Here is a 14646-nt window from a genome sequence, read left to right on the forward strand (position 1 = left end):
CGAGGCGGCTGTCCGGTTTGGCGTGGGTGTGGCGACGGCGGTTCGTTGGTCGCATCGGCTGAGGACGACCGGCAGCGCGGCGGCCCGGCCCATGGGCGGCCCCAGGCGCGCGGTTCTGGCCGGTGAGCGCGACTGGCTGCTGGCGCGCATCCGGGAGACGCCGGACCTGACGCTGCGGGCCATTCAGGCCGAGCTGGCCGGTCGCGGCGTGAAGGTGAGCTACGACGCGGTCTGGCGCTTTTACCTGCGGGAGGGCGTGACCTTCAAAAAAAAGCCTGCACGCCGCCGAACAAGACCGGCCGGACGTGGCCCGGAAGCGCGACCGCTGGAGACGCTATCAGGCCAGGCTTGATCCCAGGCGCCTGGTGTTCATCGACGAGACCTGGGCCAAGACCAACATGACCCGCACCCATGGCCGCTGCGCCCGCGGCGAGCGGCTGCTGGCCAAGGTCCCGCATGGCCACTGGAAGACCATGACCTTCGTCGCCGCCTTGCGCTGCGACCAGATCACCGCCCCCGTGGTGCTCGATCAGCCGATCAACGGCGAGTGGTTCCGGGCCTATGTCGAGCAAGCCCTCGTGCCCACCCTGCGGCCCGGCGACGTCGTGGTCATGGACAACCTCGGCAGCCACAAGGGCCAGGCCGTGCGCCAGGCCATCCGCAAGGCCGGCGCCCATCTGCTGTTCCTGCCGCCCTACAGCCCCGACCTGAACCCCATCGAGCAGGTCTTCGCCAAGCTCAAGGCCCTGCTGCGCAAAGCCGCCGAACGCACCGTCGAGGCCACCTGGCGGCGCATCGGCGATCTGCTCGGCCAATTCAGCCCAGCAGAATGCGCCAACTACCTCGTCAACTCAGGATACGCTCCAAGCTGAAACGGTCAGGCGCTAGGTGTCGTTGCTACGAAGGTTGTTCACCCGGGGAGTGTCTTGAACGAAGCTGGGGTTGCGACACTCCACTTCCACCGGAGCTCCCCGGATGGACATCGACAAGAATGCTCGCCTGACGCCGTTGGGTCGAGAGGCGATGATCCGAATCTGGATGCACGTGATAGCGCGACCTCTCCTGAGGAGATCGCCGAGGCCACGGCCTTCATCCCCGGAAACTAGCTGGTCCAAGTCGCGGCGTCGGACGTACGAGAGGCCGCCCTTCGGTCAGGCGACCCTCGCCTCGTCGCCGCTCGCGGCCTGCCCGTCAGGCGTCGCCAGGCGGGCAATGGTCGCGATGAGGTTACTTGGATTGATCGGCTTCGGTTCGACCGCATTGAACCCGTGGGCCATCAGCTGTTCGTCCACGCCCGCCATAGCGTCCGCTGTCAGGGCGACGACCGGCTGATCCCTGCGCCCGGCTTCCCCGGCACGGATTCGGCTCAGGGCTTCCGGGCCGTCCATCCCAGGCATGTGAATGTCCATGAGGACGACATCGACTGATGTCGTCCTCAGGCAGTCCAGCGCGATCGCACCGTCGCCTGCGGTGATCACCAGAACACCGAACGCCTCGAGGATCGCGCGGGCGACCGCCTGGTTGATGGCATTGTCGTCAGCCACAAGGACCGTGAGCCCCTCAATGTTCACGGGCGCTTCTTCTTCTTGGGTCTCCTCAAGCGCCTCGCATTCAATCAAGGGGAGGGTGACCGTGAAGGTCGAACCCTCTCCGGGGCGACTGTCCAGCACGATGTCGCCACCCATCAAGGTCGCCAGGTTCCTGCAGATCGCCAGCCCGAGGCCGGTCCCGCCGAACCTCCGGTTTGTCGACGCATCCGCCTGAGCAAAGGATTGAAACAGCCTTGCTTTTTGCTCGTCGCTGATCCCAAGGCCGGAGTCCGAAACGCTGATCGAAACAAGCGGAGATCCGACCTCCGGCGCCTCTGACCAGATCGACAGCCGCACCTCGCCATGGGTGGTGAACTTCAAGGCGTTCGAGATCAGGTTGACCATGATCTGCCTCAGGCGCGTGGGGTCGCCAAGGACCCAGCGCGGCGCGGCCTGATCGACATCGAACACCAGCCGCACACCCTTGGCGCTGGCTGTTTCGGTCCAGAGTTCATAAACTCGCCGACCCAGGTCCTCCAAGTCAAAGGGGATCGATTCCAGCTCGAGCTTGCCCGCCTCTATCTTCGATGTATCAAGGAGGTCGTTCAGGATCGACATCAGGCCACCTCCAGAACGCAGAAGCATATCCACGTGGTCAGCCTGTCGGCTGTTGAGGTCGGTGTGCGTGAGAGCGTGGGCCATGCCCAGGACGCCGTTCATCGGCGTGCGCAATTCGTGACTCATCATTGCCAGGAAGGCGGTCTTCGCATGGTTCGCCGCCACGGCGCGCTCAGTCTGCTCTTCGAGCGCGTGCTGGCGCGTAATGAGCTCGGCCTGGGTGTGACGAAGCGTTGTGGCGTTGAAGACGTTTCGGCGAATGTCGAGGATCAGATAGACAATTCCCAGAAGAAGAACCACGACCAAGGTCAGCAGGTAGGTCCCTCGGGAAAGGAACGAGACGATCGGGAGGATCAGGAGCGCGACTGTGGGAGCCGTTCCGAACGCCAGCGTAGCGACGGCGGAGTGAAATGACATGGTCTGGGCGATGACCAACAGGCTGAATAGCAGCGCAACCGCCACGATCTGAAGTTCTGCGATGCCCGTCGACCAATAGGCTATCGGCATGGCCGTCCACACGATGCTCGTCGCAGCGATGGCCGCCAGACGCATGACCCGATGGCGCGGCAGAGGCGCCACTACGCCCCGCGGATAGGACAACTGAGCCCAGGCTTCCGCAATAACGACAGCGCCGAACCAAATGGCTGCGACAACCCATGAGAAATTCAAAGCCAGAAGACCACCAAATACGGCGGCAATTGAGAGCCTGAGGAGCTGAGTTTCGCGCCCTTCGCGGGCCTGGGCGTCAAGTCCTGCGTCGAACTCTGGGCGCAGCATAGCTCTTCACTCCATACGGCTCGCAAATACGGTGGAGGCTAAGTTCTACTTGGCGATTAATGGGCCGCGTTCCGCGTAGCGGCATGGCGTCGCAGCGTCCTCAACCCGGCAGAAGGTGTGACGCCAGGGAATTTTGCGAGCTGGCTCAGCCCAGGGCCTGGCGCAACTCCCACTCCGCCAGACGCATGGTGCAACGAAGACCGTTCGCTTGCCCTACGAATGGCAAGCTGAGAGAGACGGCCTCGGTGGACCCTGATGCTCGGATTGGCGGACCAAGCGCGCGTCCGACCCGAACAATCGTGGCAAGAGCACGCCTTACTCCGCCACGCTCCAGTCGAATGAAGGTTCGACTGCAGACCCTCTCGGCATCTAGCTGCGTGGTCCCGGAATGAGGTGGTGCGGGTTGATCTTGAAGATTGACGGGTCTTTGGTCCAGGCCTCGCAGATGACCTGGTAGGGCGTTCGCCATCTCAAAACCTTGAGGTGCTTGGCGAAGTTGTAGGCGGTGACGAAGGCCAGGACATGTGCCTTCAGGCATTCCAGGTCGTCGTAGTGATAGGTCTTGATCGTGGCGTCTTTGACGGTGCGGTTCATCCGCTCGGCCTGGCCGTTGGTCCAAGGATGATAGGGCTTGGTCAGCCGGTGCTCGATGCCGTTTGCGATGCAGACGCGGTCGAAGATGTGCGGGCCGAGGAAGCGGCGGCCGGGGCCGTCGCGGTTCTTGGGCAAGTCGGCGAAGGCCATGCCGTTGTCGGTCAGCACGATGTGGATCTTGTAGGGGAATACCTCCACGACGTTCCTCAGGAAGGCTGAGCCTTCCATCTTCCCGGCGCTGTCGTGGAACTCGACGTATCTAGCTTTTCAAGAGCGATCGATGGCCAGGAACATGATGAGCTTGCCGTCGGCGTGGCGCAGCTCGCAGCTGTCGATGTGGACGTATCCGATCTCGTAGGTCTTGAACCGCTTACGCTGCTGCTTGGTCTCCTCGACCGGCAGTCGGGAGACGCCATGACGCTGCAGGCAGCGGTGCAGCGCGCTGCGGCTGAGGTTGGGGATGGTGTCCCTCAGACAGCCCAACACGTCGTCCAGCGGCAGCATGGTCTTCTGGCGGAAGGCCACCACGATGGCTTCCTCGGCCGGCGTCAGCACGGTGCTCTTCGGAACCTTCGGTCCCATCGGCGCATCGGCTGTCGTGGCCCGCTTGCGCCACTTGCGCACGGTCTTGGGGTTTACGCCGTAGCGGGCGGCGAGGGCCCGGCTGCTCTCTTGCGACGCTTGGAGCTCGGCTCGAACACGCGGCGTCGTGCGGGCGCTGCCGTGAAGAACACTTCCCATAGGGCATCCTACTCCTGACGATTCAGGATCGATGATGCACCATCAGAATCTGGGACTGCACAGCTAGAGCCTACCTCGGGATGTCGCGGATCTTGGTGAGGGCGACCTGCCGGTAGACGGCGGTGATCTCGAAATACTGGCGGAAGACGGCGTGGAAATGGTCCACGGCCTGTTTCACGCCCGGTCCGCCGATCTCGCTCTCGTCGTGCCAGTAGTCGTCCAGCACCATCATGCCGCCGATATCGAGCAGGGCCGCGCAATAGGCCAGGTCGACGCCCACCGCCCAGGCGGTGTGGGAGCCGTCGATATAGATGAGGTCCAGCTTCTCGCCGGCCTCCAGCATCTTGGGCAGTTCGTAGGTCGAGAAGCCCTTGCGGGCGATGAGCTTGTCGAAGTTCAGCTTGGCGACATTGCGCTGGAAGCGCGGCTCGACCGCCAAGTACTTCTCTTCCGGATTGAGCTCTTCGTCGAACCAGGGGTCGATGACGGTGACGTCCAGCCTGGCCGGCAGCAGCCAGTCCATGAAGGCCAGGTTCTTGCCCTCATAGGCCCCGATCTCGAGATAGCGGATCTGGCCCTTGTCCTTGGCGAATTCGCGCAGCAGCGGCGAGACGAAGCGGAAGTTGTTGTCGGCCCAGGCCTCGGTGAACTCGAAGCCCTTGGCGTCGCAGTGGGCGGCGAAGGCCGCGGCCTCCTCGTCGGCGCGCGGGGTGGCCAGCATGGTCCTGGCGAATTGCGGCGCGAACCGTCCGTTGAACGTCGCGAGCGCGCGAAGGGCGTCGGCCATGGGAGCCTCTCCTTGAAGTCGCGCCACGGTTTAGCTGGCAGGCGTTAAGGAAGCGCCAAACGCGGTCAGGCCGTGACGATCCGGCCTTCGATCACCGCCACCGGCCAGGGGCTCAGGCGCTCGTCGGCGCAGGGGCCGGCGACGCAGACACCGTCCAGCGGGCGGAACAGGGCGGCGTGGCCGCCGCAGAGGATCAGGTCGCCCTCTCGGGTCAGGTAGCGGTCGTCCCAGGCGGCCAGGGGCCAGCCGGCGTGCGGGCAGGAGTCCACATAGCCACGCACCTGGTCGCCCACCCGAACCACGAAGCCGGCGAACATCAGCCGCTCCTGGCGGAAGCGGAACCCTTTCGATCCGGGATCAGCCAGGTCGGCAAGGGCGCAGAGCTCCACCCCGGCCGGCGGCCGGGCGGGATTGGCGGAACCGTCCCGGGTCACCCCAGGGTCCCGACGGTGGGCTTGAAGGCGGTGATGTGCACGTGGTCGAACAGGCCGGCCTGCCGGTAGGGGTCGCCGGCGCTGAAGGCCTGGGCGGCGGCGAGGTCGTCGGCCTCGAGGAAGAGGATCGAGCCGGCCATGTCGCCCTTGTCGTCCAGCATGGGTCCGGCCAAGCGCAGCTGATCGCGGAAGCCGGCCATATAGGCGAGGTGGGCTTCGCGGGTGGCCATGCGCAGGGGCAGGGAGTCGGGCTTGTCGGCGCAGAACAGGGCGAAGAGCGGCATGAGCGGTTCCTATCGTTCGGTTTTAAGAGGGCGCGAGAGCAGGCTCGCAATGGCGTCGTCGACATCGGCCTCGCCGGCCAGGATGGCGGCGACCGCCTCGCAGATCGGGGTCTCGACGCCGAGCTTGGCGGCCAGGGCCCGGACGGCGGGCGCCGAGGCGACGCCCTCAGCCACCGAGACCTTGCCGGCCAGGGCCTGGTCCAGGGTCTGGCCGGCCCCGAGCGCCAGGCCGACGCTCATGTTTCGCGACTGCGGGCTGGAGCAGGTGAGCACCAGGTCGCCCAGGCCGCAGAGGCCGGCGACCGTCTCGGCCTGCCCGCCCAGCGCCACGGCCATGCGGGTCATCTCGGCGAAGCCGCGGGTGATGAGGGCGGCGTGGGCGCTGCGGCCCAGACCGCGGCCCTCGACGATGCCGCAGGCGATGGCCAGGACGTTCTTCACCGAGCCGCCGATCTCCGCGCCCACCATGTCGGCGGCGAGATAGGGGCGGAAGGTCGGCGTGGCGATGGCTTCGGCGAGCGCCCGGCCCAGCGCCTCGTCGGGACAGGCCAGGGTCACGGCGGTGGGCAGGCCGCGGGCCACCTCGCCGGCGAAGCTTGGCCCCGATAGCACGGCGGCCGCGGCCGCGGGCAGGGTCTCGGCCAGGACCTCGGTCATCAGCTTCAGCGAGGCCTGCTCCACCCCCTTGGCGCAGAGCAGCATGGGAACACCGGCCCGCGCATGGGGAGCGAAGGCCGCGAGGCTGGCGCGCAGGTGCTGGGCGGGCGTCACGTTGAGGATCAGGTCGGCCTCGGCCAGGTCGGCCAGGTCGGCGGTGGCGCGCACGGCCGGATCGAGCACGACGCCCGGCAGGAAGATGGGGTTCTCGTGGGTCTCGTTGATCCCCGCCACCACCTCGGGCTCACGCGCCCAGAGGGTGACCGAGAGGCCGGCCCGCACGCAGACCAGGGCCAGGGCCGTGCCCCAGGCTCCCCCGCCGATGACGCCCGCGCTTCTCATGCCTTGGCGCCCTTTCGGCCGTGGACGTGGATGGGATTGGCGAGCGCCGCGGCGGCGTCCAGGGGCCACCGGGGCCGGGCCGGGGCGTCGAGCGGATCGCTGATCCCGAGCGCCAGCCGCTCGGCGCCGGCGAGCGCGATCATGGCGGCGTTGTCGGTGCAATAGGCCAGCGGCGGGGCGTCGAAGGAAAAGCCGCGGGCCTGGGCGGTCTCCTTGAGCTTGGCGCGCACCGCGCCGTTGGCCGCCACCCCGCCGGCCACCACGAAGCGCAGCGACCCTCCCGCGTGTTCGCGGGCATAGGCGGCCATGGCGCGGTCGGTGCGCTCGGCCAGCTGGCGGGCGATGGCGGCCTGGACGGCGGCGGCGAGGTTCTTGCGGGCGGGTTCGTCGGTCACGGTCTGCGCCAAACGCGCGGCGGCGGTCTTCAGGCCCGAGAAGGAGAAGTCGAAGCCTTCGCGGCCCAGCAAGGCGCGGGGCAGGGTGAAGGCCGAGGCGTCGCCGCCCTCCGCCAGCCTTTCCAGGGCGGGGCCGCCGGGGTAGGGCAGGCCGAGGGTCTTGGCGATCTTGTCGAAGGCCTCGCCCGCCGCGTCGTCGATGGTGGTGCCTAGCCGGCGGCAGGCGCCCACCCCGGCGACCTCCAGCAGCTGGCAGTGGCCGCCCGAGACCAGCAGCAGCAGGAAGGGATAGGGGATGTCGGCGGCCAGTCGGGCCGAGACCGCGTGGCCCTCCAGGTGATTGACCGCCACCAGGGGCAGGCTGCGCGCCAGGGCCACGGCCTTGCCGAAGGAGAGCCCCACCATCACACCGCCCACCAGGCCGGGCCCGGCGGTGGCGGCGATGCCCGAAAGGTCGCCATAGCCAAGGCCCGCGGTCTTGAGCGCTTCGGCGGCGATCGTGTCGATGGTCTCCACATGGGCCCGGGCGGCGATTTCCGGCACCACGCCGCCATAGGGCGCGTGGTCGGCGATCTGGGTCCCGACGATGGAAGACAGCACCTCCACGCGTCCGTCCGCGCCCAGGCGCACGACCGCCGCGGCGGTCTCGTCGCAACTGGTCTCGAGGCCCAGGACGGTCAGTGGCGCGGTCATTCGGTTGCGGCCTGCGGTCCCGTCCTGTAGCGGACGGGCTCTTCCTTTCGTTCGCCGAGGTAGACCGCGCATCGTGCCCATGCAACCGCCCGTCCGGATCGGGGCCCGCGGGTCCAAGCTCTCCCTGGCCCAGGCCGGGATCATGCAGCGCCGGATCGCCGCCGCCCTGGGCGCCGATCCGGGCGACGCCGACGCGGTCGCGCGCGTCGCGCCGCTGATCGTCATCACCACCTCGGGCGACCGCATCCAGGACCGCCGGCTGCTGGAGGTGGGCGGCAAGGGCCTGTTCACCAAGGAGATCGAGGAGGCCCTGCTCGACGGCCGCATCGACTGCGCGATCCATTCCCTGAAGGACATGCCCGCCGCCCTGCCCGAGGGATTGTGCATCGCCGCCATCCCCGAGCGCGAGGATCCGCGCGACGCCTTCCTGAGCCCCAAGGCCCAGCGGCTGGAAGACCTGCCCCAGGGGGCGGTGCTGGGTACGGCCTCCCTTCGGCGCCAGGCCCAGGCCCTGCATAAACGGCCCGACCTGGACGTCCGGATGCTGCGCGGCAATGTCGACACCCGGCTGGCCAAGCTGGCGGCGGGAGACGCCGACGCGATCTTGCTGGCCTTGTCCGGCCTGAAGCGCCTGGGGCTCGGGCACCTGCCGCAGAGCCTGCTCGATCCCGTGGAATGCCCGCCCGCCCCGGGGCAGGGGGCGTTGGCCATCGAGACCCGCATCGCCGACATCGGCGCGCCCTGGCTGGCGGCGATACGCCACGCGCCCAGCGCCGTGGCCGTGGCCGCTGAGCGTGGAGCGATGACGGCGCTGGAGGGGTCCTGCAAGACCGCTATCGGCGCCTTCGCGCGCCTGCGCGACGGGGATCTGCACCTGATCGTCGAGGCTCTGTCCCAGGACGGCGTCCACCGGTTCCGCCGCGAGGGCTCGGCCGAACTGTCCTCGGCTCGCGATCAAGAGGACACTGCGCGTGCGCTTGGCCTGTCGCTCGGCGAGGCGATCGCCGAGGAAGCCGGCGAATTGATCCTGCCGCCGCATTGATTCCGGCGGCGTCCGCCGTCAGGGTTGCGGACGGTGAAGGTACTCCCCCCGGCCATGAGCAAGACAACCCAACGGATATGGATCACCCGCGCCCAGCCGGGCGCGGCGGCGACGGCCGCCCGCGTGCGCGACATGGGGCACGAGGCCTTCGTGGCGCCGCTGCTGGAGATGCGGACCCTCCCGGACGCCGTGATCGACCTTGAAGGGGTCGGGTCGCTTGCCTTCACGAGCTCCAACGGGGTGCGGGCCTTCGCGGAGCTGACCCAGGATCGGTCGCTGCGGGTGTTCGCCGTGGGGCAGGCCACCGCCCATGCGGCGACGGCCGCAGGGTTCAAGCGGGTGCTGTCGGCCGACGGCGACGTGGCGGCCCTGGCCGAGGGCATCGCGGTGCGCCGCGCCGAGCTGACCGGGGCGGTGCTGCATGCGGGCGCGGCCGAGCTGGCCGGGGACCTGGCGGGCGTCCTGGCGCGCAACGGGATCGAGGCCCGGCAGGCCGTGCTCTACGACACGGTGGCCGCGACGCTCGACGAGGACACCCTGGCGGCCCTGCCCGGGCTGGACACGGCCCTGGTCCATTCGCCGAAAGCCGCCCAGGTCCTGGCCGCCCTGCTGCGAGCCCAACCCCTGCCGCAATTGCGGGTTCTGTGTCTCTCCAAGGCGGTGATGAAGCCCTTGGCCCGGGCCAAGGTCGCCGCGCGGGTTTTCTCGCCCTTCCCCCTCGAAGCGGCGCTGCTGAATCTGATAGACCGTTAGGCCATGAGCGTGTCGCCCGATCCTGCCGAGCTCTCCGCCCCCCGCGATCCGGGGTCCTATGGCCGCGCGCGGGTGATGGGCCCGGCCTTCTGGGCGATGATCATCTTCGGCTTGCTCTGCATCGTCGCCGGCTACGTCTTGGCCAGCTTCGGGCCCCGGCTGTTCCCGGCCAAGCCGCGCCCCACCGCTGAGGCGGTGGGTTTTTCCAGCCCAGCGCCTGCGCAGCCCGCGGCTCCGGCCTTGGCTCCGACGAGTCCCGAGCCTGCGCCCGACGCCGCGACGCCCTCCGCCGACGTCGCGCGCCTGGCGCAACAGCTGGCGACCCTGGAGGGACGCCAGACCCGCGCAGCCCAGGCCGCGGCCGGGGCGCTCGCCGCCGCGGTCCTCATGGAAGCGGCCCAGACCTCGCGGCCTTTCCCCGACGAACTCGCCGCCCTGGCCGCCGTGGCGCCGCCCTCGGCCGATCTGCGCTCGCTCCGGTCCTATGCAGAGCAGGGCGCGCCCAGCCGAGCCGCCCTGGCGGCGAGCTTCCCGGACTACGCCGCGCGCGCGGCCGCCGCGGCGCGCTCGCCGCAGGACGACGCCGGTCTGCTGGCCCGCATCGGCCACGCCTTATCGCGGATCGTGACGATCCGTCGGGTGGGCGACGTCCCCGGCGCCGGTGTCGACGCGGTCCTGGCCAAGGCCGAGGTCGAGGTCGAGGAGGGCGACATCGTCGCGGCGCTGAACACCCTCGATCGGCTGTCGCCCGCCGGCAAGACAGCGCTCGCCCCTTGGCGCGTGCGGGCCGAGCGGCGGGCCGACATCGACCGCCGGATCGCCCAGGTCCGCGCCCTGGCGCTGGAGGATCTGGCGGGTCTCGCCCGGAGCGGCGGATGATTCGCGCGGCCATCATCTTCTTCCTGGTGGCGGCGCTGGCCACCGCCATCCTGGCCATGACCGGAGAGCCCGGCCACGCCACCCTGGTCTGGCTCGGTTGGCGCGCGGACATGACTGCGGCGGCCTTCGTCCTGATCACCCTGTTCGTGGCCCTGGCGGCCATGATCGGCTGGCGGCTGCTGCTCTGGGTGGTGGAGACCCCGCGCCGGGCCGAGCGCGCCCGGGCCGAGACCCGCCGGCGGCAGGCCAACGAGGTGCTGACCCGCGGCTTCCTGGCGGCGGCGGCTGGCGACGGCCTGGAGGCGCGGCGTCTGGCGTTGAAGGCGGCCGATCTCGCCGATGAGGCGCCGGGCCTGGTCCGGGTCCTGGCCGCCCACGCCGCCGATGCGGCCGACGATCCCATCGCGGTCCAGGCGGCCTATTCGGCCATGCTGGGCTTCCCGGAGATGCGGCTGGCCGGTCACCGTGGCCTGATGCAGGCCGCTCTGGCCCAGGGCGACCGCGCGGCCGCCCTCAGCCATGCCGAGCAGGCCTACGGCTTGGCGCGCACCGCCCGCTGGGCCTGGCGCGCCCTGCTGGAGGCCAGGCTCCAAGCTGGTGACTGGGACGGGGCGTTGGACCTGGTGAAGGGCGCTCTCGCCCGCAAGATCGTCTCGCCCATTGTCGCCGAGCGGGCCCGCGCCGCCCTGCTGGCCGCCTCGGCGGCCCAGCTCGAAGGCTCCGCCGATCCCAAGGCCCGCGGCCAGGCCCAGGACTTCGCGGTCGAGGCCGCCAAGCTGCAGCCCGGCTTCGCCCCCGGGGTGGTCATGGCCGCGCGCCTGCTCGCCGCCGACAACAAGGCCGGCCGCGCAGCCCAGGCCTTGGAAAGCGCCTGGAAGGCCGCGCCGCATCCGGCCCTCTGGCTGGCCTATCGCGACCTCAAGACCGACGAGACTCCGCGCCAACGCGCCGGACGCCTGGCCGAACTCGCTCAACTGAACCCGGAGGCGCGCGAGAGCCGTATCCTGGCGGTGGAGCAAGCCCTGATCGCCGGGGACGCGGACCGGGCGCTGGACGCGGCGCGGATTCTGGAAACCGAACCCCTCACCGCCCGGACCGCCGGCCTGCTGGCGCGCGCGCACTTCGCCGCCGGCCAACCGGACGAGGCGCGGGTTTGGATGGCGCGCGGGGTGTCGGCCGCCCAGGAGCCAGACTGGTCCGACCTCGATCCGGAGGGCCGAGCCTTCGCCTATGAGCCGGCCGACTGGGCCCGGTTGGTGGCCAGCTACGCGGAAACCGGCGAATTGCTGCACCCCCGTCACGAGCGGCGCGAGCGGACCATGAGCGAGCTGCCGCAATTGCCCATTTCCTACGCGGATTCCGCGGCCTTCCTCTCGGCGCACGAGGAGGCGCAGTCGGCGCCCTATCCGATCGGCGAGGGCGTCTACGAAGACGAGGAGCCGCCGGCGCCCACCCCCCCTCGGGCCGGAGAACGTCGCTCGCAAGCGAGGCGGCGCTTGGCGAGCGCGCCGAGAGCCGCTAAGTAGGCGCTCGCTCGCGAACCGCAGGGTCCGCGACAGCCTTCGGGCCGCCTTAGCTCAGCCGGTAGAGCGGCGCATTCGTAATGCGTAGGTCAGGTGTTCGAGTCACCTAGGCGGCACCACCCTTGCCCTGAAATTGCACGGCAATCGGGTCAAATAACACCATTCGTCGAACAAAACGCACGTATTTGGGGAATCCCGTTGCGGTGCGGCAAAGGTTCGGATTTAACCGATTGTGAACCACTGAGTTACGGGCGGGCTACTGCGTCCGGGGGGCGTTACTCGGAGGGGCATTTGGACATGTGGTTTATGGAGGGCTCGTTAAGTGAGCAACTTTAAGAAGATTCTGGTCGGGGCCGTGTTCGCGGCCGCGACCACCCTGGGCGCCTCGGCCGCCAACGCGGCCGTGACGATCCATTCGTTCGACAGCTACCAGTCGGCGCTCAACGCCAACGAGTCGCTGGTCACCGACTTCAACGCGCCGCTGACTCTGGCTGCGGGTTGGACCCTGGGTGGCGACGCCTCGCTGCTGACCGGCACGTCCGGCCTCGGCGCGGCGCCGGCTTTCGGCCCGCTCGATCCGGGTGATGACGATCCGACTCGCTATCTGAGCGTCCAAGCCGGTCAGGTTGCGACCTTCACGGCCCCGAACGTCTCGCGCGTGAGCCTCTATATCGGCTCGCTCGACGACTACAACTCGATCACCTTCTACCTGAAGGGCGGCGGCACGCAGGTCATCACCGGCCTGCAACTCGGCGCCATCTCGGGCGCCAACGACGGCGATCGGCAACAAGCCGACACCAACGGTCGCTTCACGTTCTACTCGACCGAGAACATTGTCGGCTTCGATCTGAACTCGACCACGAACTCGTTCGAAGTCAGCAACATCGGTGCGGCGGTTCCGGAACCGGCCACCTGGGCGATGATGATCATCGGCTTTGGCGGCGTCGGCGGCATGCTCCGCAGCGCTCGCCGCAAGCAAGCGGTCGCGTTCGCCTAAGCTTTCAAAAGCACAACGGAAGACCCCGCCGATCGCGAGATCGGCGGGGTTTTTTGTGCGTGCCGTCCGGATGGGCGGTTTAGGTCTTGGGGACGGCGGTCGGAGCCGGCGCGCCGGACTTGGCGGCTGGGGCGGCGGACTTGCCGGCGGGCGCCTTCGCGGCCGGCTTGGGCTTATAGGCCTCGTTATACTTGATCTTGGACGCGGATCCCTTCTCCAGGATTTCCATCTTCTTGCCGACGGCTTCCTGAAGGCGGAGGCTCTTCAGGCCGGCCAGGGCGTAGCTCACCGCCCGATCGCCGACGAAGGGCGTGGAGCGGCTGTCGCGGATCTGGTTGACGATCACCGCGCCGGGACGCGGGAAGACGAAGATCTCGCCGGGCGGCAGCTTCTCCAGGGTGGAGATGAAGGCCGGCGGCGCATTCAGCGTGTCCAGGACCACCGTGGTGCGCTGGTAGTCGAGATTGTTGGCCCGGAAGACGGCCTCGACCTGCTCCAGGGTGGTGGTCGGCTCAAGCTGCTTGCTGATCGCGGGATTGATGGGGGTGGTGACGATCTGATCGACGACCATGACCCGGCGGTTGGCGAACATGGCCGGGTGCTCGGCCACGAACTTCTCGGCCTCGCCCTTCGGCGGATCGGCGATGCCCTGGGACATCTTCCTCTGCATCATGCCGGCCAGCAGGTTCTCCCCGGCGCGGTCCCGCTGCTGGGCGAAGGCCGGCGTCTTGTCGAGCTTTTCCTTCTTGGCCTGCTGGACGAGGAGCTTGCGCAGGATGATCTGCTTCAGGGCGGCCTGCTCGGCCAGCTTGCGCTGGGCCGCGTCGGCGACCTGGACGCCGGCCAGCTCGGCATTGAGCTCCATGGCCGTGATCTCCTCGCCGTCGACGGTCGCGACCACCTGGCCCTTCGGCGCCTTGTCGCCTCCCAGGCCGCAGCCGCCAATCGCTACGCAGGCGACCAGGGCCGCGCCATGGGTCCAAGTCAACTTCATGGGTTCTCTCCCCCGGAATTCATGTACGACGCAAAGCCTGTCGCTCGCGTGTCGTTAGAAGAATACTACCGCCGGCAGTCTTGACCAGCCATTCGCCCTGTTAAGCGAGAAAGATGTTCAAGCGGTTGCCATTATTCGACGACTTCGCGGCGAAACGTCGAACACCTTTCCTGTTGCATGTGGGCAAGGGAAAAGAGAGAACCCCCGGCGCCCGCGCGCGCTGGCCCATCTCGGAACCGCCGCCATGACCGACGAGCCTCGACGCCGTCCGATCCTGAAGCTGAAGAATCCGCCCAAGGTGATCGTGCCCGGCGCGCCCGCGCCGCCGCCTCCGCCGGCTCCAGCCCATGACTGGAAGTGCAAGCCCTGCGGGGCCGGGCTGTCGGTCGCCGCCGGGCTGGAGGACGCCGCCGAGGTCCGATGCCCCTCCTGCAACGCCAAGCTGGGGACGGCCGGGGACTTCCGCGCCGATCCGACGCCCGCCAAACTGAGGGCGCGGCCCGCCAAGCGCTGACCGGAACAATACGACACGGCTTGCTTGCATTGCCGCCGCGCACGAAACCCTGGCTTGCAATTTCCCCTTATTTCCCAAGGGCTTCGGGCTTCA

13 protein-coding genes, 1 tRNA gene and 2 pseudogenes are annotated in these 14646 nt (G+C 68.7%); 8 read left to right on the forward strand and 8 right to left on the reverse strand.

Translation table 11 applies throughout. From position 1 onward, the window contains the following. Positions 1 to 872, forward strand: a protein-coding gene (locus Q8Q88_RS10780) for an IS630 family transposase (RefSeq protein WP_305675196.1) whose coding sequence is annotated in 2 segments (ribosomal slippage) — positions 1 to 265 and positions 267 to 872 — 871 coding nt annotated over the 2 segments. Because the reading frame shifts where the segments join, the coding sequence is not laid out codon by codon here. This gene is flagged as partial in the annotation. Positions 873 to 1151: 279 nt separating this feature from the next. Here Q8Q88_RS10780 and Q8Q88_RS10785 read toward each other — a convergent pair. From Q8Q88_RS10785 to tsaD, 7 genes and pseudogenes are all read right to left on the reverse strand, one after another. After that, the gene (locus tag Q8Q88_RS10785; RefSeq protein WP_305675197.1) at positions 1152 to 2924 is read right to left on the reverse strand and encodes an ATP-binding protein; all 1773 of its coding nucleotides are present in this window, start codon (positions 2922 to 2924) and stop codon (positions 1152 to 1154) included. Between the two features lie 369 nt (positions 2925 to 3293). Continuing rightward, positions 3294 to 4259: pseudogene (locus Q8Q88_RS10790) on the reverse strand (IS481 family transposase). A gap of 70 nt (positions 4260 to 4329) precedes the next feature. Then, positions 4330 to 5046, reverse strand: a complete 717-nt coding sequence (locus tag Q8Q88_RS10795) for a class I SAM-dependent methyltransferase (RefSeq protein WP_305675198.1) — start codon at positions 5044 to 5046, stop codon at positions 4330 to 4332. 65 nt (positions 5047 to 5111) lie between these two features. Further along, entirely contained in the window at positions 5112 to 5480 is a 369-nt protein-coding gene (locus Q8Q88_RS10800; RefSeq protein WP_305675199.1) for a Rieske (2Fe-2S) protein, read from the reverse strand. Continuing rightward, positions 5477 to 5764, reverse strand: a complete 288-nt coding sequence (locus Q8Q88_RS10805; RefSeq protein WP_305675200.1) for a YciI family protein — start codon at positions 5762 to 5764, stop codon at positions 5477 to 5479. The genes Q8Q88_RS10800 and Q8Q88_RS10805 overlap by 4 nt, the downstream gene beginning before the upstream one ends. Before the next feature lie 9 nt (positions 5765 to 5773). Then, positions 5774 to 6763 (reverse strand): NAD(P)H-dependent glycerol-3-phosphate dehydrogenase, encoded by a 990-nt coding sequence (locus Q8Q88_RS10810; protein WP_305675201.1) that lies wholly within the window; start codon positions 6761 to 6763, stop codon positions 5774 to 5776. Further along, a complete protein-coding gene (tsaD, locus tag Q8Q88_RS10815) occupies positions 6760 to 7851 on the reverse strand; it encodes a tRNA (adenosine(37)-N6)-threonylcarbamoyltransferase complex transferase subunit TsaD (protein WP_305675202.1) in 1092 nt (363 codons plus the stop codon). The genes Q8Q88_RS10810 and tsaD overlap by 4 nt, the downstream gene beginning before the upstream one ends. A gap of 73 nt (positions 7852 to 7924) precedes the next feature. Here tsaD and hemC point away from each other — a divergent pair, with 73 nt between their 5' ends. From hemC to Q8Q88_RS24750, 6 genes and pseudogenes are all read left to right on the forward strand, one after another. Then, positions 7925 to 8893 (forward strand): hydroxymethylbilane synthase, encoded by a 969-nt coding sequence (gene hemC, locus Q8Q88_RS10820; RefSeq protein WP_305675203.1) that lies wholly within the window; start codon positions 7925 to 7927, stop codon positions 8891 to 8893. A 54-nt stretch (positions 8894 to 8947) separates the two neighbouring features. Beyond that, the gene (locus tag Q8Q88_RS10825; protein ID WP_305675204.1) at positions 8948 to 9646 is read left to right on the forward strand and encodes a uroporphyrinogen-III synthase; all 699 of its coding nucleotides are present in this window, start codon (positions 8948 to 8950) and stop codon (positions 9644 to 9646) included. A 3-nt stretch (positions 9647 to 9649) separates the two neighbouring features. Next, on the forward strand, positions 9650 to 10525 hold the full coding sequence (locus Q8Q88_RS10830) for a COG4223 family protein (RefSeq protein WP_305675205.1): 876 nt from the start codon (positions 9650 to 9652) through the stop codon (positions 10523 to 10525). After that, positions 10522 to 12051: a heme biosynthesis protein HemY gene (locus tag Q8Q88_RS10835; RefSeq protein ID WP_305675206.1), complete on the forward strand. Its 1530-nt coding sequence runs from the start codon at positions 10522 to 10524 to the stop codon at positions 12049 to 12051. The genes Q8Q88_RS10830 and Q8Q88_RS10835 overlap by 4 nt, the downstream gene beginning before the upstream one ends. A gap of 40 nt (positions 12052 to 12091) precedes the next feature. After that, positions 12092 to 12167 (forward strand) — tRNA-Thr (locus tag Q8Q88_RS10840). A gap of 755 nt (positions 12168 to 12922) precedes the next feature. Then, positions 12923 to 13045 (forward strand): annotated as a pseudogene (locus Q8Q88_RS24750) (PEPxxWA-CTERM sorting domain-containing protein); the annotation flags it as partial. 79 nt (positions 13046 to 13124) lie between these two features. Here the strand turns inward: Q8Q88_RS24750 and Q8Q88_RS10850 are convergent. Then, positions 13125 to 14039, reverse strand: coding sequence for an EpsD family peptidyl-prolyl cis-trans isomerase (locus tag Q8Q88_RS10850; protein ID WP_305675208.1), 915 nt, complete (start codon positions 14037 to 14039; stop codon positions 13125 to 13127). 244 nt (positions 14040 to 14283) lie between these two features. Here Q8Q88_RS10850 and Q8Q88_RS10855 point away from each other — a divergent pair, with 244 nt between their 5' ends. Beyond that, positions 14284 to 14553, forward strand: a complete 270-nt coding sequence (locus Q8Q88_RS10855; protein WP_305675209.1) for a hypothetical protein — start codon at positions 14284 to 14286, stop codon at positions 14551 to 14553. Positions 14554 to 14646 lie beyond the last annotated feature (93 nt).

This window comes from Phenylobacterium sp., assembly GCF_030697925.1.
Classification (GTDB): Bacteria; Pseudomonadota; Alphaproteobacteria; order Caulobacterales; family Caulobacteraceae; genus Phenylobacterium.

Excerpts from the sequence above, each read along its gene's own strand:
- Q8Q88_RS10850 (WP_305675208.1), bottom strand. The coding sequence starts at position 14,039 with ATGAAGTTGACTTGGACCCATGGCGCGGCCCTGGTCGCCTGCGTAGCG.
- Q8Q88_RS10825 (WP_305675204.1), top strand. The coding sequence starts at position 8,948 with ATGAGCAAGACAACCCAACGGATATGGATCACCCGCGCCCAGCCGGGC.
- Q8Q88_RS10835 (WP_305675206.1), top strand. The coding sequence starts at position 10,522 with ATGATTCGCGCGGCCATCATCTTCTTCCTGGTGGCGGCGCTGGCCACC.
- Q8Q88_RS10855 (WP_305675209.1), top strand. The coding sequence starts at position 14,284 with ATGACCGACGAGCCTCGACGCCGTCCGATCCTGAAGCTGAAGAATCCG.
- tsaD (WP_305675202.1), bottom strand. The coding sequence starts at position 7,851 with ATGACCGCGCCACTGACCGTCCTGGGCCTCGAGACCAGTTGCGACGAG.
- Q8Q88_RS10805 (WP_305675200.1), bottom strand. The coding sequence starts at position 5,764 with ATGCCGCTCTTCGCCCTGTTCTGCGCCGACAAGCCCGACTCCCTGCCC.
- Q8Q88_RS10810 (WP_305675201.1), bottom strand. The coding sequence starts at position 6,763 with ATGAGAAGCGCGGGCGTCATCGGCGGGGGAGCCTGGGGCACGGCCCTG.
- Q8Q88_RS10795 (WP_305675198.1), bottom strand. The coding sequence starts at position 5,046 with ATGGCCGACGCCCTTCGCGCGCTCGCGACGTTCAACGGACGGTTCGCG.
- Q8Q88_RS10830 (WP_305675205.1), top strand. The coding sequence starts at position 9,650 with ATGAGCGTGTCGCCCGATCCTGCCGAGCTCTCCGCCCCCCGCGATCCG.
- Q8Q88_RS10785 (WP_305675197.1), bottom strand. The coding sequence starts at position 2,924 with ATGCTGCGCCCAGAGTTCGACGCAGGACTTGACGCCCAGGCCCGCGAA.